Annotated in this window: 7 protein-coding genes; 3 read left to right on the top strand and 4 right to left on the bottom strand. The window is 70.4% G+C overall.

The genetic code is table 11. The features are described 5' to 3' along the window. The first annotated feature begins 1 nt into the window (after position 1). The 3 genes from OG257_RS21895 to OG257_RS21905 all read left to right on the top strand — a co-directional run bounded on the left by OG257_RS21895 (position 2) and on the right by OG257_RS21905 (position 15,837). A complete protein-coding gene (locus tag OG257_RS21895) occupies positions 2-10,930 on the top strand; it encodes a non-ribosomal peptide synthetase (RefSeq protein WP_329209920.1) in 10,929 nt (3,642 codons plus the stop codon). Beyond that, the gene (locus OG257_RS21900) at positions 10,927-13,773 is read left to right on the top strand and encodes a non-ribosomal peptide synthetase (RefSeq protein WP_329209922.1); all 2,847 of its coding nucleotides are present in this window, start codon (positions 10,927-10,929) and stop codon (positions 13,771-13,773) included. The genes OG257_RS21895 and OG257_RS21900 overlap by 4 nt, the downstream gene beginning before the upstream one ends. A 207-nt stretch (positions 13,774-13,980) precedes the next feature. After that, positions 13,981-15,837, top strand: coding sequence for an AfsR/SARP family transcriptional regulator (locus OG257_RS21905; protein ID WP_329209924.1), 1,857 nt, complete (start codon positions 13,981-13,983; stop codon positions 15,835-15,837). Between the two features lie 10 nt (positions 15,838-15,847). Here OG257_RS21905 and OG257_RS21910 read toward each other — a convergent pair whose 3' ends face one another. The 4 genes from OG257_RS21910 to argS all read right to left on the bottom strand — a co-directional run bounded on the left by OG257_RS21910 (position 15,848) and on the right by argS (position 22,838). Next, a complete protein-coding gene (locus OG257_RS21910; protein ID WP_329209926.1) occupies positions 15,848-16,714 on the bottom strand; it encodes a 4'-phosphopantetheinyl transferase family protein in 867 nt (288 codons plus the stop codon). 226 nt (positions 16,715-16,940) lie between these two features. Further along, positions 16,941-17,135 carry a hypothetical protein gene (locus OG257_RS21915; protein WP_329209928.1) on the bottom strand — a complete coding sequence of 65 codons (195 nt, stop codon included), beginning with the start codon at positions 17,133-17,135 and terminating at the stop codon, positions 16,941-16,943. 171 nt (positions 17,136-17,306) lie between these two features. Continuing rightward, positions 17,307-20,303 carry an AfsR/SARP family transcriptional regulator gene (locus OG257_RS21920; protein ID WP_329209930.1) on the bottom strand — a complete coding sequence of 999 codons (2,997 nt, stop codon included), beginning with the start codon at positions 20,301-20,303 and terminating at the stop codon, positions 17,307-17,309. A 762-nt stretch (positions 20,304-21,065) separates the two neighbouring features. After that, positions 21,066-22,838 (bottom strand): arginine--tRNA ligase, encoded by a 1,773-nt coding sequence (gene argS / locus OG257_RS21925; protein ID WP_329209932.1) that lies wholly within the window; start codon positions 22,836-22,838, stop codon positions 21,066-21,068. Positions 22,839-22,891: the final 53 nt, after the last annotated feature.

A 22,891-nucleotide genomic window follows, 5' to 3' on the forward strand; every position in this document is an offset into this window, starting at 1 on the left:
CATGAGTACTGGCGAAGTTCGCACGGGCGGACAGGCCGAGGAGAGGCGCGAGGAACTGGTGCGCGCCCGACTCGCCGGAGGCCGCAGCGGCCGGCGTGCCGCAGTGGTGCCGGTCGAGCGGGGCGGACCGCTGGCGCTCTCCCACGGTCAGCAGCAGATGTGGTTCCTGAGCAGGCTCGACCCGGACAGCTGGGAGTACAGCGTCCCGGTCGCCCTGCGGCTGCACGGGCCGCTCGACACCTCGGTGCTGCGCCGCAGCTTCGAGGAACTGGTGGCGCGGCACGAGATCCTGCGCACCCGGTACCGCCTCGAAGGTGCCGAGCCGGTCCAGCTGATCGACCCTCCCGCCCCGTTCGTCCTTCCGGTCGACGACCTCACGGGCACGGCGGACATAGCCGAGCGGGAACAGCGCGCCCTCGCACTGGCCGAGGCCGAGCCCGGCCGCCCCTTCGACCTGGAGAACGGCTCGCCGCTGCGGGCCCGGCTCATCCGGATCACCGACGACCACCACCTGCTGGTCGTGGTCTTCCACCACGTCGCCTGCGACGAGTGGTCCGTCGGCCTGTTCATGTCCGAACTCTCCGACGTGTACGGGGCGTTCGGCGAGGGCAAGCCGTCACCTCTGGCACCGATGGCCGTCCAGTACGCCGACTACGCGGCCTGGCAGCACACCCGCCTCGCCGGTGACGGCCTGACCAAGCAGCTCGACTACTGGCGCGGTCAGCTGGCCGGCAGCACCCCGCTCGAGGTGCCCACCGACCGGCGCCGCCCCGCCTCCCGCAGTTACGACGGCGACGCGGTGCCCATCGAGATCCCGGCCCCGCTGGCGGAGAAGCTCCGCACGCTCGGCTCCGCACACGGCGCCACCCCGTTCCAGACCCTGCTCGCCGGCTACCAGGCGCTGCTCTCCCGGTACACCGGTCGCGGCGACATCGCGGTCGGCACCGTGGTGTCGGGCCGCAGCCGCCCCGAACTGGAACAGCTCATCGGCTACGGCATCAACACCCTTGTCCTGCGCGGACAGTGGCAGGGCGACCCGACGTTCCGTGAGCTGCTCGTCGGTGCCCGCGAGACCGTGCTGGACGCCTTCGACAACCAGGAGTTCCCGTTCGCGCGGATCGCGGACGAACTCGTGCCGGTGCGGGACATGTCCCGCACCCCCCTGTGCCAGGTGGCCTTCACCATGCACCGGGAGCGCACCCGCGACTTCCGGCTGCCCGGTGTCGAGACGGAGTCCCTGCACGCGACCTCGCGTGTCTCGCGCTTCGACCTCACCCTCCAGCTGAGCGAGTCCGCGGACGGCAGCGTCCGGGGCACGCTGGAGTACAGCACCGCCCTCTACGACCGGGCCACCGTCGAGCGCATGGCCCGGCACTTCGTGCGTCTGGTCGAGTCGGCCACGGCCGAACCGGACCTGCGCCTCTCCCGTCTCGACATGCTGGACGAGTCCGATCTGGCCGTCCTGCTGCCCGAGCCGGAGCACTTCGAAGCGCCCGACCGCTGTGTCCACGAGCTCGTCGAGGACCGGGCCGCGGCCACCCCCGACGCGATCGCCCTCGTCTTCGGCAACCAGCAGCTCAGCTACGCCGAACTCAACGCACGCGCCAACCGGCTCGCCCACCACCTGCGGGCCCACGGCGCCCGCCCCGGCGGACTCGTCGGCGTCAGCCTGGACCGGAACCTCGACCTGGTGCCGACCCTCCTCGCCGTGCTCAAGACGGGGGCCGGCTACCTGCCCCTGGACCCGGAGCACCCGGCCGAGCGCATCGGCTACACGCTCAAGGACGCGGGCGCCCGGATCGTCGTCACCTCCGGTGCGCACGCCGCGCACCTGGCCGGCGTCGTCGACGGCCTGCTCGTGGTGCTGGACGGCGAGGCGGAGACCGCAGCCCTGGCCGCGGCCCCGGACAGCAACCCCGAGTCCGGAGCGGTGCCCGAGGACCTGATCTACACCATCTACACGTCCGGCTCGACCGGCCGCCCCAAGGGCGTCGGCCTCAGCCACACGAACGTGGTGCGCCTGCTCACCGTGACCGAGGAGCACTTCGGTTTCGACGAGAACGACGTCTGGACGCTGTTCCACTCCTACGCCTTCGACATGTCGGTCTGGGAGATCTGGGGCGCCCTCGTCTACGGCGGCCGTCTCGTGGTCGTCCCGCCGGACGTCGCCCGCGCCCCCGAGGACTTCCTGCGTCTCCTCACCGAGCAGCAGGTCACGGTCCTCAACCAGACCCCGTCCGCCTTCCGCAGCCTGGTCTCCCTCGCCGCCGACGGACACCGGCTGCTCGACGAACTCGCGCTGCGCGTCGTGTCGTTCGGTGGTGAACGGCTGGACATCCCGGGCCTCAAGCCCTGGGTCGCCCGCCGCAGCCTGGAACAGACCGCGCTGGCCAACCTGTACGGCATCACCGAGACCTGCGTCCACACCACGTACCACCTGCTCACCGAGTCCGACCTGGAGTCCGACACCGGGAACGCGATCGGGGTACCGCTGCGCGACCTGCAGGTCCACCTCTTCGGCCCACACGGCGAGCAGGTTCCCGTAGGAGTGCCCGGCGAGATCCACGTCGGCGGCCCCGGCGTCGCCCGCATGTACCTCAACCGGCCGGCCCTGACCGCGGAACGCTTCGTACCCGACCCGTACGGCAAGCCCGGCTCCCGGCTCTACCGCAGCGGTGACCTGGCGAGCAGGCGGCCCGACGGCAGCCTCGACTACCTGGGCCGCATCGACCACCAGGTGAAGATCCGCGGTCACCGCATCGAACTGGGCGAGATCAAGGCCGCGCTGACCACCCACCCGCGCGTACGGGACGCCGTCGTCGTCGCCCGGGAGGACACCCCCGGCGATCGCAGGCTCGTGGCGTACGTCGTACCCACCAGCGATGCCGTGGCCGCACCCAGCGAGCTGCGGACCCTGCTGGCCGGGTCACTCCCCGACTACATGATTCCGACGGCCTTCCTCGTCGTCGGGAAGATCCCGCTGACCGTCAACGGCAAGCTGGACCAGGCCGCACTGCCCGCCCCCGACCGCAGCGCACTCGGTGTCGAGGCCGCCCACGTCGCGCCGCGCACCGCGGCCGAGGAGGAGATGGTCTCGGTCTGGCGCGAGGTGCTCGGGGTCGAACAGGTCGGCGTCGAGGACAACTTCTTCGACCTGGGCGGCGACTCGCTGCGCGCCGTCGCACTCGTCGGCGCACTGCGCGACGGCGAGTACGACGTGACGGTCCGCGATGTGTTCGAGCACCGCACCCCGGCCGAACTCGTCGCGTTCATCACCGGACGCCCCGCCCCGGCCAAGGCCGAACCGGCCGTCGAGCCCTTCGCCCTCCTGGCGCAGGAGGACCTCGACCGGCTGCCGGCCGGCCTCGTCGACGCCTACCCGCTGGCGCAGGTGCAGCTCGGCATGGTCGTCGAGATGCTCGCCGACGACGGCCGCAACCACTACCACAACTCGACCTGCTTCCGGATCCTCGACGACCAGCTCTTCGACCGCGAGCTGCTCCAGCAGGCCGTGGACACGGTGCTGGCCCGGCACGAGATCCTGCGCTCCTCGTTCGCGATCGAGGGCTACTCCGTACCGCTGCAGCTCGTCCACGCCCCGTCCGACGTCACCTCGCCGGTCGACGCACGTGACCTGCGGGGGCTCGACGGCGCCGCCGTCGAAGCGTCGCTGCGCGCCTTCATGGCCGAGGAGCGCACCCAGCTCTTCGACCTGACCCGGGCCCCGCTCATCCGCTTCACCGGACACGCCTGCGACGACGGCTCCTGGTGGCTGACCCTGACCGAGTGCCACGCGGTACTGGAGGGCTGGAGCCACCACTCCCTGCTGATGGAACTGGCCACGACCTACCGCGCGCTGCGCGACGGGACGCCGGTCGAGGAACCCGCACCCGCCGCCGTGCGGTACGCGGACTTCATCGCCGCCGAGCTGGTCTCCCTCGCCGGGGACGACGACCGCGACTACTGGCGGACGGTCCTCGAGAACAACGCCTCCTTCGAACTCCCCGCAGGCTGGGGCGACGACCCGGAGGAGACACCGCGCGGACTGCACCGCGCCTGGGTGCCGTACCACGACCTGGACGCCGGACTGCGGACCCTGGCCAGCAAGGCGAAGGTACCGATCAAGAGCGTCCTGCACGCGGCGCACCTCAAGGTGATGAGCCAGCTCACGCCGGAGGAGTCCTTCTTCACCGCCCTCGTGACCAACGCCAGGCCGGAGGCCGTGGGCGCCGAGCGGGTGTACGGGGTCTACCTGAACCCGCTGCCCTTCGCCTTCACCCGTGGCGCCGGAACCTGGCGGGATCTGGTGCGCCAGGTCTTCGACCAGGAGATCGAGGTGTGGCCGCACCGCCGGTACCCGCTGGGCGTGATGCAGCGCGAGCTCAGCACGAGCGACCGGCTCGTCAACGTCCGCTTCAGCTACCAGAACTTCCGGCAGGTCGACCAGGACCTCGTCGACTACCCGGCCACGCTCGACGACAGCCCCACCGAGTTCCCGCTGGGTGTCTCCACCCGCGCCGGATTCATGGTGATCACCGCGAACCGGCACCTCATCGGCAGGGAGGGCACGGACCGCCTCGCGGCGATGTACCGGTCGGTGCTGGAGTCGATGGCCGCGGATGTGGAGGGTGACGCCCGTCAGGTGTTCCTGCCGGGTGGTGAGCGCGAGCAGGTGCTGACCGGGTGGAACGACTCGGCGGTGGTGGTGCCGGAGGTGTCGGTGCCGGAGCTGGTGGCGCGTCGGGTGGTCGAGTCGCCGGGTGCGGTGGCTGTGGAGGCCGGTGACCGGTCGTTGTCGTTCGCGGAGTTGGATGTGCGGGCGAATCGGTTGGCGCATCGTCTGCGTGCGGCTGGTGTGGGTCCGGAGTCGACGGTTGCGGTGTTGCTGGATCGTTCGGTCGATCTGGTGGTGTCGTTGTTGGCGGTGTGGCGTGCGGGTGGTGGGTTCGTTCCGATGGACCCGGTCCTGCCGGCGGGCCGGATCGCGGGCATGGTGGCCGACGCGCGGGTGACCGTTGCTGTGACGTCGGGTGCGTACGCGGACCGGTTCGATGTGGCCGTGGTGCGGGTCGACGAGGACGGTGAGTCGTCGTTCCCGGAGTCGGCTCCGGATGTGGTTGTCGACCTGGATTCGGTGGCGTACACGGTGTTCACGTCGGGTTCGACGGGGCGGCCGAAGGGTGTGCAGGTTTCGCATCGCGGTCTGGTGAATCATGTGGACTGGGCGGTGCGGGAGTTGGTGGCGTCGGGTTCGGGTGGTGCGCCGGTGTTCTCGTCGGTGGCGTTCGACTTGGTGGTGCCGAATGTGTGGGCTCCTCTGGCTGCGGGTCAGCGTGCGTGGTTGTGGGATGGTGAGCTGACGGAGCTGGGCGACAGCTTGGCGGCGGCGGGTCCGTTCTCCTTCATGAAGCTCACCCCCGGCCATCTGGAGGTGCTGTCGGGCCAGTTGTCGGACGAGCAGATCCAGGGTTTGACGTCTCGTGTGGTGGTTGCGGGTGAGGCGCTGCCGGGGGGTCTGGTGGAGCGCTGGCGGGTGCTGCTGGGCGAGGGCCGTGTACTGAACGAGTACGGCCCGACCGAAGCGACCGTCGGGACCTGCGTCTTCCCGCTCGTCGAGGCGTTCGAGGGTGTGGTGCCGATCGGGCGTCCGCTGCCGAACATGACCATGCGGGTGTTGGACGCGGGTCTGCAGCCGGTCCCCGTGGGGGCGGTGGGTGAACTGTTTGTCGGCGGGACCGGTGTGGCACGCGGCTACGCATACCGTCCCGGTGCGACGGCAGAGCGGTTCGTGCCCGACCCCTTCGGGCCGGCGGGTGCGCGTCTTTACCGCACCGGTGACCTGGTGCGGTGGCGCAGTGATGGTGCGGTCGAGTTCCTGGGCCGTATCGATGACCAGGTGAAGGTGCGCGGGTATCGCATTGAGCTCGGTGAGATCCGGGCTGCGTTGGTCGCTCATCCGCAGGTCACCGACGCCACCGTGGTGGTGTCGGAGGACCAGCGCCTCATCGCCTACGTCGTCGGCAGCACCGATGACCTGTCGGCCTGGCTGGCCGGCTCGCTGCCGGAGTACATGGTCCCCTCGGTGTTCGTCGGGCTCGACGCCCTTCCGCTGACGGCCAACGGCAAGATCGACCGGCGTGCCCTCCCCGACCCCGAGGGATCGGCCGAGGACACCTATGTGGCCCCCCGCACCCCCACCGAGGAACGCATCGCCGCAGTGTGGAGTGGCGTCCTCGGGCTGGAGAGGGTCGGGGTCGAGGACAACTTCTTCGATCTGGGCGGTCACTCGATCAAGGCCATCGCCCTGGTCGGTGCCCTGCGCGCCGAGGGCTTCGAAGCCGGGGTGCGGGACGTCTTCCAGCACCGTACGGTCGCCGGACTCGCCACCGCGCTCACCGGAACGGAACCTGTCACCGAGTCCGCCGTCGTCGCACCGTTCGCGCTGATCGGGGACGAGGACAGGGCGAAGCTGCCCGAGGGCCTCGTGGACGCCTTCCCGCTGGCGCAGGTACAACTCGGCATGCTGGTCGAGATGCTCGCCGACGATGGCCTGAACAAGTACCACAACACGACCGCGTTCCGGATCAAGGACGGTCGCCCGTTCGATGTCGAGGCCCTGCGCCGTTCCGGGCAGGCCGTGGTGGAACGCCACGAGATGCTCCGCGCGTCCTTCGACCTCGAAGGCTTCGCCGTTCCGCTCCAGCTCATCCACGCGAGCACCGTCATCCCGGTGACCGTGCAGGATCTGCGAGGACTCGACGCCGAGCAGCAGGCAGCCGCACGCCGGGCGCACATCACCGCCGAGCGGGCCGAGACGTTCGACCTGTCCCGTGCCCCGCTGCTCCGCATCTCCGCACTCGTCGAGTCCGACGAGGCGTGGTGGCTGTCGGTCAGTGTCTGCCACCCGATCACGGAGGGCTGGAGCCACCGCACCCTGCTCAGCGACATCGTCGAGGGCTACCTGCGGGTGCGCGGCGGCGAGACCCTGCCCGAGGTTGCGGTCCCCGCCGTGCGGTACGCGGACTTCGTGGCCGCCGAGCTGGCGTCGCTGGCCTCGGACGAGGACAGGAACTACTGGCGGGACGTACTCGGCTCGCACGCCAAGTTCGAGCTGCCCTCCGGGTGGGGCGACCCCGAGCCGGGACACCGTGCGAACACCGTGCACGTACCGCTCAGCGACCTCACCCCGGCGCTCCGAGCTGCCGCGAGCGGCACCGGAACGTCACTCAAGGCTGTGCTGCACGCGGCGCACCTGAAGGTGATGAGCCAGCTGACCGCCGAGGACTCCTTCTGCACCGGCCTGGTCTCCAGCGGCCGGCCCGAGGTCGTGGGCGCCGAGCGGGTCTACGGCATGTACCTCAACACCGTGCCGTTCGCCTACGAACGCGGCGCACGGACCTGGCGGGAGCTGATCCGCCAGGTCTTCGACCAGGAAGGCACGCTCTGGCCGCACCGGCGCTTCCCGATGCCGGTGATGCAGCGCGAGCTGAGTGACGGCACGCGACTCCTCGACGTGCGCTTCAGCTATCTCGACCTGGCGGACGCCCAGGCGGAGACGGACGTCGTCGACACCGACTCCGGGGACGGTGAGGGTGCCACGGAGTTCGGTCTCGCCGTCGCGGCCCGAGGCAGCGGCCTGCTCCTCACGGTCAACCCCCAGGTGCTCGGCGCCGCAGGCGCACAGCGGATCGCGGCGATGTACCGGTCGGTGCTGGAGTCGATGGCCGCGGATGTGGAGGGTGACGCCCGTCAGGTGTTCCTGCCGGGTGGGGAGCGCGAGCAGGTGCTGACCGGGTGGAACGACTCGGCGGCGGCGGTACCGGAGATCTCGGTGCCCGAACTGGTGGGCCTCTGGGTTGCCGCGGAACCGGGTGCGGTGGCTGTGGAGGCCGGTGGGCAGTCGTTGTCGTTCGCGGAGTTGGATGTGCGGGCGAATCGGTTGGCGCATCGTCTGCGTGCGGCTGGTGTGGGTCCGGAGTCGACGGTTGCGGTGTTGCTGGATCGTTCGGTCGATCTGGTGGTGTCGTTGCTCGCGGTGTGGCGTGCGGGTGGTGGGTTCGTTCCGATGGACCCGGTGCTGCCGGAGGGTCGTATCGCGGGGATGGTCGAGGACGCCAGGGTGGGTGTGGCGTTGACGTCGGCCCGGTATGTGGATCGTTTCCCGGGTGTGGAGACGGTGCTGGCCGAGGGTGATGTGTCGTCGTTCCCGGATTCGGTGCCTTCGGGTGTGCTGGATCTGGATTCGGTGGCGTACACGGTGTTCACGTCGGGTTCGACGGGGCGGCCGAAGGGTGTGCAGGTTTCGCATCGCGGTCTGGTGAATCATGTGGACTGGGCGGTGCGGGAGTTGGTGGCGTCGGGTTCGGGTGGTGCGCCGGTGTTCTCGTCGGTGGCGTTCGACTTGGTGGTGCCGAATGTGTGGGCTCCGCTGGCTGCGGGTCAGCGTGCGTGGTTGTGGGATGGTGAGCTGACGGAGCTGGGCGACAGCTTGGCGGCGGCGGGTCCGTTCTCCTTCATGAAGCTGACCCCCGGCCATCTGGAAGTGCTGTCGGGCCAGTTGTCGGACGAGCAGATCCAGGGTCTGACGTCTCGTGTGGTGGTTGCGGGTGAGGCGTTGCCCGGTGGTTTGGTGGAGCGCTGGCGGGTGCTGCTGGGTGAGGGCCGTGTACTGAACGAGTACGGCCCGACCGAGGCGACCGTGGGGACGTGTGTGTTCCCGCTGGTTGAGGCGTTCGAGGGTGTGGTGCCGATCGGGCGTCCGCTGCCGAACATGACCATGCGCGTCCTGGACGCGGGTCTGCAGCCGGTTCCCGTGGGTGCGGTGGGTGAACTGTTCGTCGGCGGTACGGGTGTGGCACGCGGCTACGCCTTCCGTCCCGGTGCGACGGCAGAGCGGTTCGTGCCCGACCCCTTCGGGCCGGCCGGTGCACGTCTCTACCGCACCGGTGACCTGGTCCGCTGGCGCAGTGATGGTGCGGTCGAGTTCCTGGGCCGTATCGATGACCAGGTGAAGGTGCGCGGGTATCGCATTGAGCTCGGTGAGATCCGTGCCGCGTTGGTCGCTCATCCGCAGGTCACCGACGCCACCGTGGTGGTGTCCGAGGACCAGCGCCTCATCGCCTACGTCGTCGGCAGCACCGATGACCTGGCGGAGGCGCTCAGGGCTTCGCTGCCGGAGTACATGGTCCCGTCCGTCTTCGTCGGACTCGACGCGCTCCCGCTGACCGCCAACGGCAAGATCGACCGACGCGCCCTCCCCGACCCCGAAGGGTCTGCCGAGGACACCTACCTCGCCCCCCGTAACCCCACCGAAGAACGCATCGCCGCTGTCTGGCGCCGTGTTCTGGGGCTGGAGAGGGTCGGGGTCGAGGACAACTTCTTCGATCTGGGCGGTCACTCGATCAAGGCCATCGCCCTGGTCGGTGCCCTGCGCGCCGAGGGCTTCGAAGCCGGGGTGCGGGACGTCTTCCAGCACCGTACGGTCGCCGGACTCGCCACCGCGCTCGCCGGGACGGAGCCCGGCCAGGAGGACGTGGCGGTCGCACCGTTCGCCCAGGTGTCGGACGAGATCCGCGCGACGCTCCCGGCCGGCCTGGTCGACGCGTACCCGATCTCCAAGGTGCAGCTCGGCATGCTGGTCGAGATGCTCGCCGACGACGGGCTGAACAAGTACCACAACACGTCCACGTTCCGGATCAAGGACGGACGGCCGTTCGACGCCGACGCCCTGCGCCGCGCCGGGCAGACGATCGTGGAACGCCACGAGATGCTGCGTACGTCGTTCTCCCTGGAGGAGTTCGACATCCCCCTCCAGCTGGTCCGTGCGAACGCCGTCATCCCGGTGACCGTGCAGGATCTGCGGGGTCTGGACGCCGAGCAGTTCGCCGAGGCCCGCCGGGCACACATCGCGGCAGAACGTGCCGAGCTGTTCGAGCTCGGGCGGCCTCCGCTGCTCCGTATCGCCGCGCTCGTCGAGTCGGACGAGGCCTGGCACCTGGGCTTCACCCACTGCCACGCCATCACCGAGGGGTGGAGCCAGCAGTCGCTGCTGATGGAGGTGCTCGACGTCTACCACGCGTACGCGGCGGGTGAGGAGCCGGAACAGCCGGAGCCGACGGCCGTGCGCTACGCCGACTTCATCGCCGCGGAACAGGAGTCCTTGAAGTCGGAGGAGGACCGGAACTACTGGCAGGGGATCGTCGACCGGCACTCCATGTGCGTCCTTCCCGCGGATTGGGGCGACGGCAACGGCGCCCCGCGGGAGGACTTCAAGCTGTCGGTGGAGTTCCGCGACATCGAGCCCGCCCTGCGCGCACTGGCCACGTCCAGCGGCACGTCGTTCAAGGCGGTCCTGCTGGCCACGCACCTGAAGGTGCTCAGCACGGTGACCAACGAGCCGGCCTTCCACACGGGAGTGCTGTACAGCGCACGCCCGGAGGTTCCCGGGGCGGAGCGGGTCTACGGCATGTACCTCAACACGCTGCCGTTCGCCCATGACCGCACGGCTAGGACCTGGAGCGAACTGGTCCGGCAGGTCTTCGACCGCGAGGCCGAGGTGTACAACCACCGACGCCATCCGCTTCCCGCGGTGCAGCGCCTGGCCGGCGGGCGAAGGCTGTTCGACATCATGTACCGCTACCAGGACTTCCATCAGGTGGACACCGGGACGGTCGATGTACAGGGCGGGGCGGGTGACAGCTCCAACGAGTTCACCCTGTCGATCGCCAACGTGCCGGGGCGGCTGGTCCTGCGGGCTGTCAGCACCGGTCTGAACCGGGCGAACGCGGAGAGACTCGCCGGCATGTACCGCGCGGTGCTGGAGGCCATGGCGGCCGACCCCGACGGAGACGCGGACGCGGCGCTCCTGTCCACGGCTGAGCTGACCCAGGTGCTCGAGGACTGGAACGACACCGAGGTGGAGTGGGGATGAGCAGATATGTGCACGAGGTGATCGAGGCAACCGTCTCGGCCACCCCCGATGCCGTCGCCGTGCAGGTGGGCGCCGAGACCCTCACGTACCGCGAGCTCGACGTCCGGGCCAACCGGATCGCGCACCAGCTGCGCGGGGCCGGGGTGGGGCCCGAGTCCGTGGTCGGTGTCCTGCTGAACCGCGGGCCGGACACCCTGCCCTGCCTGCTGGGGATCTGGAAGGCGGGCGGCTCCCATCTGCCCCTGGACGCCGGGCTGCCGGCTGACCGGCTGACCTACATGCTCGGCGCTGCGGGCGCACGGCTGATCGTCACGCAGGGAGGCCTGTACGAGCGCCTCGGCGGAGGTTACGACGGTGACGTCATCGACCTCGACCGTGACCGCTCCCTGATCGCGGCCCGGCCGGACACCCGTCCGGACGGGTCGGCGGACCGGGACCCGAAGGATCCGTCCCGCAGGCACCGGCTCGCGTACACGCTGTTCACCTCCGGCTCCACGGGACGCCCCAAGGGTGTGCAGATCGCGCACTTCTCCCTGCTGAACGTCCTGTTCTCGATGCGGGAGCGGTACGGGGCGGGCCCGGAGCACATCTGGCTGGCGCCCACGTCGCTGTCCTTCGACATCTCGACGACCGAGCTCTACCTGCCGCTCATCACGGGCGGCAGGGTGGTCCTCGCCGATGACGACGAAGTGCACGACGCGGCCGCGCAGCTGCGGCTGATCGAATCCGCCGGGGTCACCCACGCCCAGGCGACCCCGGCGGGGTGGAAGCTCCTCATCGCCGCCGGGCTCGGCCGTGTCCCGCTGACCGCCATCACCGGCGGCGAGGACTGCCCGCCCGCGCTGGCCCGTGATCTGGGCGGCCGGGTGGACCGGCTGGTCAACCAGTACGGCCCGACCGAGGCGACGGTCTGGGCCACGGCCTGGGAGGTCGCGCCGGACGCCGGCAGCGTGCCGATCGGGCGCCCGATCCACAACTACCGGGCGTACGTGCTGGACGCCGTGCAGCAGCCCGTGCCGGTGGGTGTGGTCGGGGAGCTGTACATCGCGGGCGCCGGTGTGGCCCGCGGGTACGTCGGCCGGCCGGGGCTGACGGCCGGGCGGTTCCTCCCGGAGCCGTTCGGCGGTCAGCCGGGTTCGCGCATGTACCGGACGGGCGACCTGGCGCGGTTCAGGGCGGACGGGGAGCTGGAGTGCCTCGGCCGGATCGACAACCAGGTGAAGATACGGGGCTACCGCATCGAGCTGGGTGAGATCGAGGAAGTGCTCCTGGCGCACCCCGAGGTCGAGGACGCGACGGTGATCGCACGCGAGGACGGCAACGGCGAGAAGCTGCTCGTCGCGTACGCGGTCACCGGCGGGGCCGCCGAACAGGCGCAGTTGCGCGCGCATCTGGCCGCGTCGCTGCCCTCGTACATGGTGCCCGCCGCGTTCGTCCTGCTCGACGCGATGCCGCTGAACGCGGCCGGCAAGGTCGACCGCAAGGCACTGCCCGCACCCGGCCGCACCGCACTGGTCGCCGACCGGGAGTACGTGGCACCGCGCACGAGGACCGAGCGGTTGCTGGTGCAGACGTGCGCCGAGGTGCTCCAGGTGCCCGAAGTGGGCGTACGGGACCGGCTGCTGGACCTGGGAGCCGACTCGATGCGCATCGTCCACGTGATGGCCGCCGCCCGGAAGGCCGGGCTCGACCTCACCCTGCGCATGCTGCTGGACAGCGAGACGATCGAGGATCTCGCGCTGACGATCGACGGCGCGAAGGCGGAGGGGACCGATGAGACCGATGGGACCGATGGGGGAGCGAGCAGGCCGATGACGGTTGCCACCGCAGGAGGGCCGCAGGCCGCGTCCGACGTGGCCGGGGCGATGGAGGCGCACGGGGTGCCGGGTGCCGCGGTCGCTCTCCTCAGGGACGGCCAGCTGGTCGGGTTGCAGGCCTACGGGACCAGGGCGACCGGGACCGGTGCTCCGGTGACGCTGCGGACCCGGTTCCAGGCCGGTTCGATCAGCAAGCACGTCACGGCGTTCGCCGCGCTGCGTCTCGTCGACCGGGGCGTGCTCGACCTGGACGCGGACGTCGACGGCTATCTGACCGGCCGCCGCGCACCCAGGGCGGCGGGCGGCAGCCCGCTGACGCTGCGCCACCTGCTGTCGAACACGGCCGGCCTGTCACAGACTCCCGGCACCTGGTGGCGGCCGGGTGAGGCCATGCCGAAGCTGACCGCCGTACTGGACGAGGTGACGGCCGAGCACGAGCCCGGGGCGCTGTTCCGCAAGGCGGGCAGCCAGTGGGCCATGATCGAGCAGCTGCTGACGGATGTGACCGCACAGGAGTTCCAGGAGCTGGCGGCGGAGCTGGTGTTCGGCCCTCTGGGCATGCGGGACAGCTCCTTCCTGGCTCCCGAGGACCCGCACGCCGTCGGACGGGACATCGCCGACGGTCACGACCAGCACGGCAGTGCGCTCCTGGACGGCTACCGGGTACGACCGGTGCTCGCGGGCAGCGGGCTGTGGTCCTCGCCCTCCGATCTGGCCCAGCTGGCGGTGGAGATCCGGCAGGCCCATCTGGGCTTCTCGGACCTGCTGTCCGCGAAGTCCGCCGGGGTCATGCTCACCGAGGCGTTCCCCGGGAGCTTCTACGGCCTGGGCACCGTGGTCGACGGTTCGATGGCCGACCCGGAGTTCGGGCACGGCGGGCAGACGGCCGGGTTCCGTGCGCTGACCTCGCTGCAACTGCGGTCCGGCAACGGCTGCGTGGTGATGACGAACTCCGACAACGGCAAGCACGTGCACAAGGTCGTGGCGGCGCTCCTCGGCCGTGACGTCGAGGTCACCGCGGGCTGAACCGCACGTCGCCGCGCTGGAGATGACGGGCCGCCGGTTCTGCCGCGCGGCCCGTCCCGGCCCGGGGACCCGGCGTGGGGGCAGGCTCCCACCCCCTCGTCACAAGGCCAAGGCCACGGCGTTACCGAACGGATAACCCGCGAATAAAGCCCCCGCATAGCTTCTGCAGCGAGCACACGTTCGTATTAGCCAGACGGGGGGTGCCGAATGGACTTCCGAGTCCTCGGCCCGGTTGAAGCTCACAAGGACGGCACACGCATTGCGCTGTCCGGTTCCAAGGTGCACACGGTGCTCGCGACTCTGCTGCTCGCCAGAGGCCGCGTGGTGTCCGACACCCGACTCAATACGCTCCTGTGGGGATGGGAGCCGCCGGCGACGTCCGGCGCACAGATCTATACGTACATGTCCAGGCTGCGCAAACTCCTCGGCGACGAGGTCAGGATCGAGCGCCGCCAGCCCGGTTACCTGCTCGCGGCGCCGCACTGCAGGGTCGACCTCCTGGAGTTCGAGCGGCTGGAGAAGCTGGGGCGCGCCGCGCTGCGCCGCAAGCGGTTCGGCGAGGCCGGGGCGCTGCTCACGGAGGCGCTGGGGCACTGGAGGGGAAGCGCGCTCTCCAACGTCACCGAACACCTCGCGGACGCCGAGCTTCCCCAGCTCGAGGAGGCGCGGATGCACGCCCTCGAAAGCCGGATCGAGGCGGACCTCGCGCTCGGCAGGCACGAGCAGCTGACCGCCGAACTCACCGGACTCGTCGCACAGTTCCCGCTCCGCGAGAAGCTCCGTGCGCAGCTGATGACGGCGTACTACCGGGGCGGGCGCCAGAGCGACGCGCTGCAGAGCTACTACGAGGGCCGCAGCCTGCTCGCCGACCAGCTGGGCATCGACCCCGGCGAGGCCCTCGGATCGACGTACGAGGCCGTGCTCGCCGGCAACCGTGGACCCGGGCCCGGGAGCAGGATCCAGCAGCCCGAGCACGCCGGCTACGAGGACGACGACGCCCCGGCGATGCTGCCCCCGGACACCGAGGAGTTCGTCGGGCGCCAGGCCGAACTCGCCGCCCTGCGCACCCAGCTGGCGGACTCCGCGGCCGGGCGGGGACCGCGCCACCTGCTGGTCACCGGCATGGCGGGCGTGGGCAAGACCGCGCTGGCCCTGCACGCGGCCCACACGAGCGCCGCGCACTACCCCGGCGGCTTCCTCTTCGCCGAGCTCGCCCGGCCCGACGGCCGGGCGAGACCTCCCGCCGAGGTCCTCACGACACTCCTGCGGGGGCTGGGCGAACACGTCGGCAGAGGCGGCACGGGCAGCGGCGCGGACGGGCTCATGGAGCTGGACGAGCTGGTGCGTCTCTACCGGGCGCGCACGGCGGGCAGACGGCTCCTGGTCGTCCTCGACGGTGCGGTCGGCAGCCGCGGGCTCGACCCTCTGCTGTCCGGGTCACCGGACGCCGTCGTCCTGATCACGAGCCGCGCCCGGCTCACCCAGGTGACCGGAGCGAGAACGACCGCACTCGCCCCGTTCGGCGACGGCGCCGCATTCGACCTGCTGGCCGCGTCCGCGGGCCGCGCACGGCTGCTGGCCGAACCCGACGCGACGGACGATGTACTCGCCTACTGTGCGGGGCTGCCGCTCGCGCTGCGCATCACCGGCAGCAGGCTCGCGGCGCGCCCCTACTGGCCCGTCGCACGGCTCGCCGACCGGCTGGCCGATCCGGAGACCCGGCTCCGGGAGCTGTCCTTCGGCGGGATCGACGTGGTCGGCGCGCTGATGCCGGCGCTGCGGCAGCTGCCCGGATGGGACCAGGCACGGACCACGCTGATCCAGCTCGCGGACATCGGCGTGGAATCGTTCCCCGCACAGCGGGCGGCCACGTATCTGGGAACCCGGGAGTCAGCCGCGGAGCAGCGCCTGGAACAGCTGGTGGACGGTGCGCTGCTCGACATCTGCGGCGTCGACCGCCAGGGCCGGCCGCTCTACCGCTTCCACGAACTGGTGCTGCTCCTGGCCGGGTTGCTGAAGGAGACGGCGCACCGGGGACAGCCCGAAGCAACCGCCGCCCGCTGAGCGTGCGGTGTCACGGCGCGCCGTGAAGGGGGCGCGCCGTTCCTCCGGGCAGATGCGTCCGGACCGGGCCGCAGGCCGGCTCGGTCCCGGCAGGCTGGGCGACGGCCGCGGCCGCGCGTCCGGAGAGCGCGAGATCCCGCACGACCCAGGCGGTCCGACCGTCGGGGTGCTGTTCACCGGGAGTGCCAGGAGTGCCAGGAGTGCCGGGGCAGTGCATCAACACGGTGTCCGTCGTGGCCGGGTAGGACTCGATCTGGTCCGGCCGGACGCCGTCCGGTACGTGCCCCAGCGCTCTGAGGACGGCCTCCTTCCGGGCCCAACATCGGTAGAAGACCTCGTCGCGGACAGCACCCCGCGGGAGCTCCAGCAGATGGAGCGCCTCGTCCGCGGTGAGCCACGACTCGGCCAGCACGTCCTGGCGCACGGGCCGCAGGTGCTCCGCGGCCACGCCGATCGTCGCTCCGGTCCCCACCGCGAGGACGGTGTGACCGCCGGTACGGCCCAGGCTGATGGCCAGGGGCACATCGGGGCGGCTCAGGCGCGTCGGCCCGTGCCCGGGGTCCCCGCAGACGGGACACTGCGGCTTCTCGATGTCGACGTCCTCGGGTGCGACGTCGAGGAGCTCCCCGATGGCCCTGCGCGCCGTCGCCCTCGTGTGGACGTACGCCGCGGCATCCCGCTCCGAGTGCAGGCACAGGGCCTGCCGGAACTCCTCGGTGTTGAGCAGAGCGAGATCGGCGGGGTCGGTGCGCAACGGCTGGCGCCACCACCAGACATGCGTGTCGCCACCGGCGCGGAGCGCGCGGAACACGGCCGTGGAGCTGTCCTCAGCCCCGCGGCCGCCGCTGTTCTCGAACATGTTGTAAGGGGGCGCCATGGGCACTCTCTGTCATTTCGACTGCTGACTGCGTGGCGCGGACCGTACCGTCCCCGTATATCGCGGATATATTTTTTCGCCGTCCGGGCCGCCGGGGCTGCCGGAATCGGGCGCGGGCGGGGCGGCACGAGTGGTCTTCGGGAGCGGACACACGGAGCGGGCGCCGGTCCTCCGGCGCCCGCTGTTCACCTGCGCGGGCCGGGCGTACCGCTCCGGCCCCGGATGCTCAGTGCCAGCTCTCGTCATTCGTGCCGTCGGCGGCCTGGGCGGGGATACCGGCGGCCGAAACGGCAAGCCCGTCGCCGGCGGACGGCGCGGCCGCCGCGGATCCGGCGCCCACGAATGCGCACAGCCCCACGAGAACAGTGGTGACCGCGACGGTGGCGATGGTGGTACGGACGTTCTGCATTACTTCCCCCATGTCGTCAACCTGCTATGCGATGAACGGTATGGCACAAGGGTTTCGGCTCATTATCGCTCCGCTTTCGGTTTTCCCGACGTCAGATATCGCGGAAAAGGGATTCCGGGATTCCGGCGGCCGGATTTGATCGGTGCGGTCGAGTGGTCCATGGAGTGGCGGATTGAGGAACCGTCAGGGGATTTCCGGCGTCTCTTCCCGGGGAAGCGTTCCGGCAAGTGCCAGTTGCGCCCGCTCCACCCACGTCCCGACACCGATCCGGGTGAAGTCGTCCCGGGCATCGGCGAAATACTGCCGGGCGGCGGAGTGCTCACCGCATTTCCAGCACGCCTCACCGAGGGCCAGTTTGATTTTCCCCTCGACCAGGGCGCTGTCGACCAGTCCGACGATTTCCAGGGCGTGCAGCAGGGTTCCCCTGGCCTGCGCCCAGTTCCGCGTGCCCAGCCTGGCCTCGCCCAGCCCGAGGAGCCCATGGGCCAGACCGAACATGTCGGCCTTGGCGCGGACGATCCGGATCATCCGCAGGAACGCTTCCTCGGCCAGGCCGTACTCGTTCTGCGCGAGGTACACCCGGGCCAGCCGGTGGGTCCCGAGCGCCAGGCTGCGAGCCCCTCCCTCACCGATCGCCGTGGAGACCCGCAGGGATTCGAGGCTCAGCCGCTGCGCCGAATCCGTACGGCCACGGTCCAGCTCGATCTGCGCCATGTTGTTCAACACATGGGCCTCCGAGGAGAGGTCGCCGACGGCCCGGAACGTCGCCAGGGCCCGCGCACTGCGTTCCATGGCGGTCTCCAGATCCCCGCGCATCTCGTCGATCATGGCCATGTTGCGCAGTACGAGGGCGTGCCCGTGCTCCTCGCCCGCCCGGTCATGGAGCGCGAGCGCCTCGGTGAAGGTCGCGTACGCCTCACCGAAGTTGCGCTGCCGCATCTCCAGGGCGCCGAGATTGTGCAGCATGGCGGCCTGGCCACGGGCGTTGCCGGCCGCCCGCGTCGCGGCGAGTGCCCGTTCGCTGCACTCGCGCCAGTTGTCGAGGTAGTTGCGCGTCTCGAAGAGCACCACGATGGACATCGTGAGATCCCAGGCGAGCTCGTCCATACCGAGGGCGGCGGCCTGGTCGACCACCGCGACCAGGGAGAGCCGTTCGGTCTCCAGCCAGTCGAGCGGAGCGGTGAGCAGCCCGGCACCGAGCTCGTCGGGCAGCGGATGGCGGGGCACCGCACTGTGGATGATGCTGAAGTCGCCCCCGTAGGAGCACCGGTGAGCCTGTTCGGCGAGCGAGAGATAGGCCCGGAAGGCGCGTTGCCGTGCGGCCTGCCGCTCCTCGGGGGTCTCCTCCGCCTCGGCGCGCTCACGGGCGAACAGCCGCAGCAGGTTCTGGAACCGGTAGCGGGGATGCCCGGTCGCGTCCAGGCCGACCACGTCCAGGAACTGGGCGTCGACCAATTCCTCGATGAGCTGCTCCCCGGTCATCAGGTCCGTGTCCAGGAGCGCCGCGGCGACCCAGGCGCCGAAGTCCGGCACATCGAGAAGCCCCAGGCTCCGGTACAGCAGCGCCGTCGGCGCGGAGAGACCGCGGTAGGTCAGGGTGAAACTGGCGCGCACCTGCGACTCCCCCGAGCTGAGCTCGTCCAGCCGCAGCCGCTCGTCGCTCAGCCGGCGCACCAGGCGCGACACCGTCCAGTGCGGCTTGGAGGCGAGCCGCGCCCCGGCGATCCGCAGGGCGAGCGGCAACAGGTCGCACAGCTCCACGAGCCGGGCGGCGGACGGCGGATCGGCGGCGATGCGCTCCTCGCCGACGATCTTCCCGAGGAGCTCGACCGCCTCGTACGGTGACAGCCGGCCGAGCCGCACCCAGGCCTGCGGCGGCCAGGCGACCATTTCGGACAGCTGCTCCCGGCTGGTGACCAGGACGCAGCAGCCTCCGCTGCTCGGCAGCAGCGGACGCACCTGGGCGTAGGTCCGCACGTTGTCGAGCACCACCAGGACCCGGCGGTCGGCGAGCAGGCTGCGGTAGAGGGCGGCGCGCTCCTCGGGTTCGGCCGGGATCTGGCCTATGGGCACCGAGAGCGAGCGCAGGAACCGGCCGAGGATCTCACCCGCCGTGGTGGGCTCCAGATGCTCGTCGTAGCCGCGGAGGTCGGCGAAGAGCTGGCCGTCGGGGAAGCGGTCGGAGACGCTGTGCGCCCAGCGGACCGCCAGGCACGTCTTGCCGATCCCGCCGACACCGGTGATCAGTCCCGTGGCCGGGCCGTGCGCCACCGCGCCGAGTTCGAGCAGTTCGTCGAGCTGGGCCAGCTCCTCCTTGCGGCCGGCCAGCCCCGATACGTCGGGAGGCAGCTCCAGCGGGTCGCCGACGGGCTTCGACAGCAGCAGCGGTTCGCCGCCCGCGCCCTCGGGGCCGCGCGCGTTCAGCGAGGGTTCGTCCTGGAGGATCGCGTTGTGCAGCTCGGACAGGGCCGGGCCGGGTTCCAGGCCGAGTTCGTCGATGAGCCAGCGGCGCCCGTCCCGGAAGGTCTCCAGGGCCTCGGCCCGCCGGCCCGAGTGGTACTGGGCGGTGATCAGCTGATGCCGGGCTCTCTCGCGCAGCGGATGCTCGCGGACCATCGCCGCCAGATCGGGAAGGATCTTCTGGTGGTCGCCGAGCTGCAGGTGCACGGCCGTGGCGTTCTCGTAGGTGTCGAGCCGCAGTTCCTCGAGTCGTTGGGCCTCGTCCTCCACCAGCCGGCCCGTCACGCCCGCCAACGGCCGTCCGCGCCACAGTTTCAGGGCGTCCGCATAGCAACGGGCGGCCTCGGCGGGCCTGTTGTTCCTGACGGCCAGTTCGGCCGCCGAGACCAGTGCGGAGAACTCCTCCGAGTCGAGCTGGTGCATGCCGACCTGGAGGAGATAGCCGGGATGGGCGGTGACGATGACCTCGCCGGGGAATCCGGCGGCCTTGAACGTCTTGCGCAGCGCGGCGATACAGATGGACACCTGGGTACGGGCGGTGGCCGGCGGGTGGTTGCCCCACACGGCCTCGATCAGGGTGTCGACCGGCACGATCCTGCCCGGGCTGAGCAGCAGTACGACAAGAATGGTCCGGTGCCGTGGCCCTCCCACCGGCACCTGCGCGGCCCCGGAGGTCACTTCCAGGGGCCCTAACACCTTGAAGTTCAGCCGCTTCTCCACGTATCCCCCTTGCCTCCCGAACGGTGGAAGCAATTGATCTTGTTGCCCGGCAGGGCCGCCCGGCCTGCCGCTCACTGCCCCCGTACCCGTGTTCCGCCGGGTGCGTGATCCCGGGAGTCTCGCCGGGATGAGCGCAACGGACAGGAATACGGGTGCTGTCACGCCGTGTTCTGCTGCATTTCCTGAGTCGGTTCTGTGATCCCACGATACGGCGACGTTGCGATCTACCGCCCAGTACGGTTGGCCTACTCCGGAGTAAGTATCAACTCTTCGCCCGGAATGCCATGTTGCTCGGTCAAGTGCGCCGTTAAAAGCCGGGCGGGTTTCCGGCAAGTGGATTCGCGGCGTATGGCGCGCGGATGGCGGCAAATGACTCCGGCACAGCAGTGCCGTGGCTTCCCGGTGTTCCCGTCCCGGGGTGTTGCGGGCCCCCGCGCCGAATCCGGGGTGCGTCCGTCGGTAACACTATTTCGGACGGCGTCGCGGCCGTTCTAATGTGAGCCCTGTTCATGTTTTCCCCCGTACTCAATTCCGCCAGTCACGGCTGCTGCGAATCAACCACGCAATGCCGGGGGAAGAGCGGGTTCGAGTCGAATGTGGTGCAGGTCACGCGTCGGGCGAACGGGTGCCGGCAATACATGCCGGATAGCGGGCACCGTGCCCCCGTAGCGCGCTCCGGGGCGCCTTGCGAGGGGGAGCTGCCGGGACATGACAGGGGGCTGCCCGGGGCGCGAGCCCCGGGCAGCCCCGGCAGTCGAACGGTCAGAGGCGCTCGGGCGTCCGGATGCCGAGGAGCCGCATGCCCTGGTGCAGCGTCCGGGCCGTCAGCTCGACGAGGAACAGCCGGTTCTCGACGACCTCCGCCGGGTTCTCGTCGCTCAGCACCTGGCACTGGTCGTAGAACGTGGTGAGGTGCGAGGCGAGCTGGTACAGGTACGCGGCCAGCTTGTGCGGCTCGCACCCCGACGCCACCTCGGCAAGGACCTCGCCGAACTGGTCCAGGTGCAGGCCCAGCGCCCGCTCGGCCGGAGCCAGCTCCAGCTCCGGGTGCGCGACGGGCTTCGCATCCCCCGCCTTGCGCAGGATCGAGCGGATCCGGGCGTACGCGTACTGGAGGTACACCGACGTGTCGCCGTTCAGCGACACCATCTGGTCCAGGTCGAACTTGTAGTCCCGCACCGCCGACGTCGACAGGTCCGCGTACTTCACGGCGCCGACACCGACGTACCGGCCGTTCTCGACGATCTCGTCCTCGGACAGGCCCACCTTCTCGGCCTTCTCGCGCACCACGGCGGTGGCCCGCTCGACGGCCTCGTCCAGCAGGTCCTCCAGCCGCACCGTCGTGCCCTCACGGGTCTTGAACGGCTTGCCGTCCTTGCCCAGGACCGTGCCGAACGCCAGCTGGTGCGCATGGACGTCCTCGTTCAGCCAGCCTGCCCGGCGGGCCGTCTCGAAGACCATCTTGAAGTGCAGGGACTGACGCGCGTCCACCACGTAGACCAGGGTGTCCGCCTTGAGGTTCTGCACCCGGTCGCGGATCGCGGAGAGGTCGGTCGCCGCATAGCCGTAACCGCCGTTCGTCTTCTTGACGATGAGTGGGACGGGATTGCCGTCCGGGCCCTTCACATCGTCGAAGAACACACACAGCGCACCCTCGGAGCGGACGGCGACACCCGTCTCCTCCAGGATCCGGCAGGTCTCCTCGAGCATGTCGTTGTAACCGGACTCGCCGACGATGTCGGGGTCGCGGACCTCCATGTCGAGCTTGTTGAAGACCGAGTAGAAGTAGATCTTCGACTCGTCGACGAAGCCCTGCCAGAGCGCCAGCGTCTCCGGGTCGCCGGCCTGAAGGGCCACCACCCGGTCACGGGAACGCGCCTTGAACTCCTCGTCGGAGTCGAAGAGGACCCGCGACGCCTTGTAGACACGGTTCAGGGACGACATCGCGGCCTCGCCGTCCGCCGCCTCGCCCTCCTTGTGGCCCAGCGCGCCCGGGTGCTCGATCAGGTACTGGATGAGCATCCCGAACTGCGTGCCCCAGTCGCCGATGTGATGGCGCCGGACCACGTTCTCGCCGGTGAACTCCAGGATCTGCACCATCGCGTCACCGATGACCGCCGACCGCAGATGGCCGACGTGCATCTCCTTGGCGACGTTCGGCTGGGCGTAGTCGATGACCGTCGTGCCCGCGTCCGCGTTCACCGGGACGCCGAGCCGGTCGGTGTCCGCGGCACGCGCGGCGAGCGTCCTGGTGATCGCCCCGTCGGTGAGCGTGATGTTCAGGAAGCCGGGGCCGGAGACCTCGATGTCCTTGATCAGGTCACCGGCCGGCAGGGCGGCAGTGACCTTGGCCGCCAGCTCGCGCGGGTTGCCCTTGAGCTTCTTGGCGAGCGCGAGGATCCCGTTGGCCTGGAAATCGGCCCGGTCGCTTCGGCGCAGCAGCGGGTCCGCGGTGCCGGCCTCCGGCAGAGCTGCCGTCAGGGCGTCCGCCAGCTGCTGCTGGAGCGTGGAAGCGAGGGAAGTGACCGAAGCCATGAGCCGGCTGCCGTTTCCGTAGAGGACAAGAGATCACCCAAGTATCCCACGGG

The sequence above is a fragment of the Streptomyces sp. NBC_00683 genome, assembly GCF_036226745.1.
Classification (GTDB): domain Bacteria; phylum Actinomycetota; class Actinomycetes; order Streptomycetales; family Streptomycetaceae; genus Streptomyces.

Excerpts from the sequence above, each read along its gene's own strand:
- OG257_RS21895 (WP_329209920.1), top strand. The coding sequence starts at position 2 with ATGAGTACTGGCGAAGTTCGCACGGGCGGACAGGCCGAGGAGAGGCGC.
- OG257_RS21900 (WP_329209922.1), top strand. The coding sequence starts at position 10,927 with ATGAGCAGATATGTGCACGAGGTGATCGAGGCAACCGTCTCGGCCACC.
- OG257_RS21905 (WP_329209924.1), top strand. The coding sequence starts at position 13,981 with ATGGACTTCCGAGTCCTCGGCCCGGTTGAAGCTCACAAGGACGGCACA.
- OG257_RS21910 (WP_329209926.1), bottom strand. The coding sequence starts at position 16,714 with ATGGCGCCCCCTTACAACATGTTCGAGAACAGCGGCGGCCGCGGGGCT.
- OG257_RS21915 (WP_329209928.1), bottom strand. The coding sequence starts at position 17,135 with ATGGGGGAAGTAATGCAGAACGTCCGTACCACCATCGCCACCGTCGCG.
- argS (WP_329209932.1), bottom strand. The coding sequence starts at position 22,838 with ATGGCTTCGGTCACTTCCCTCGCTTCCACGCTCCAGCAGCAGCTGGCG.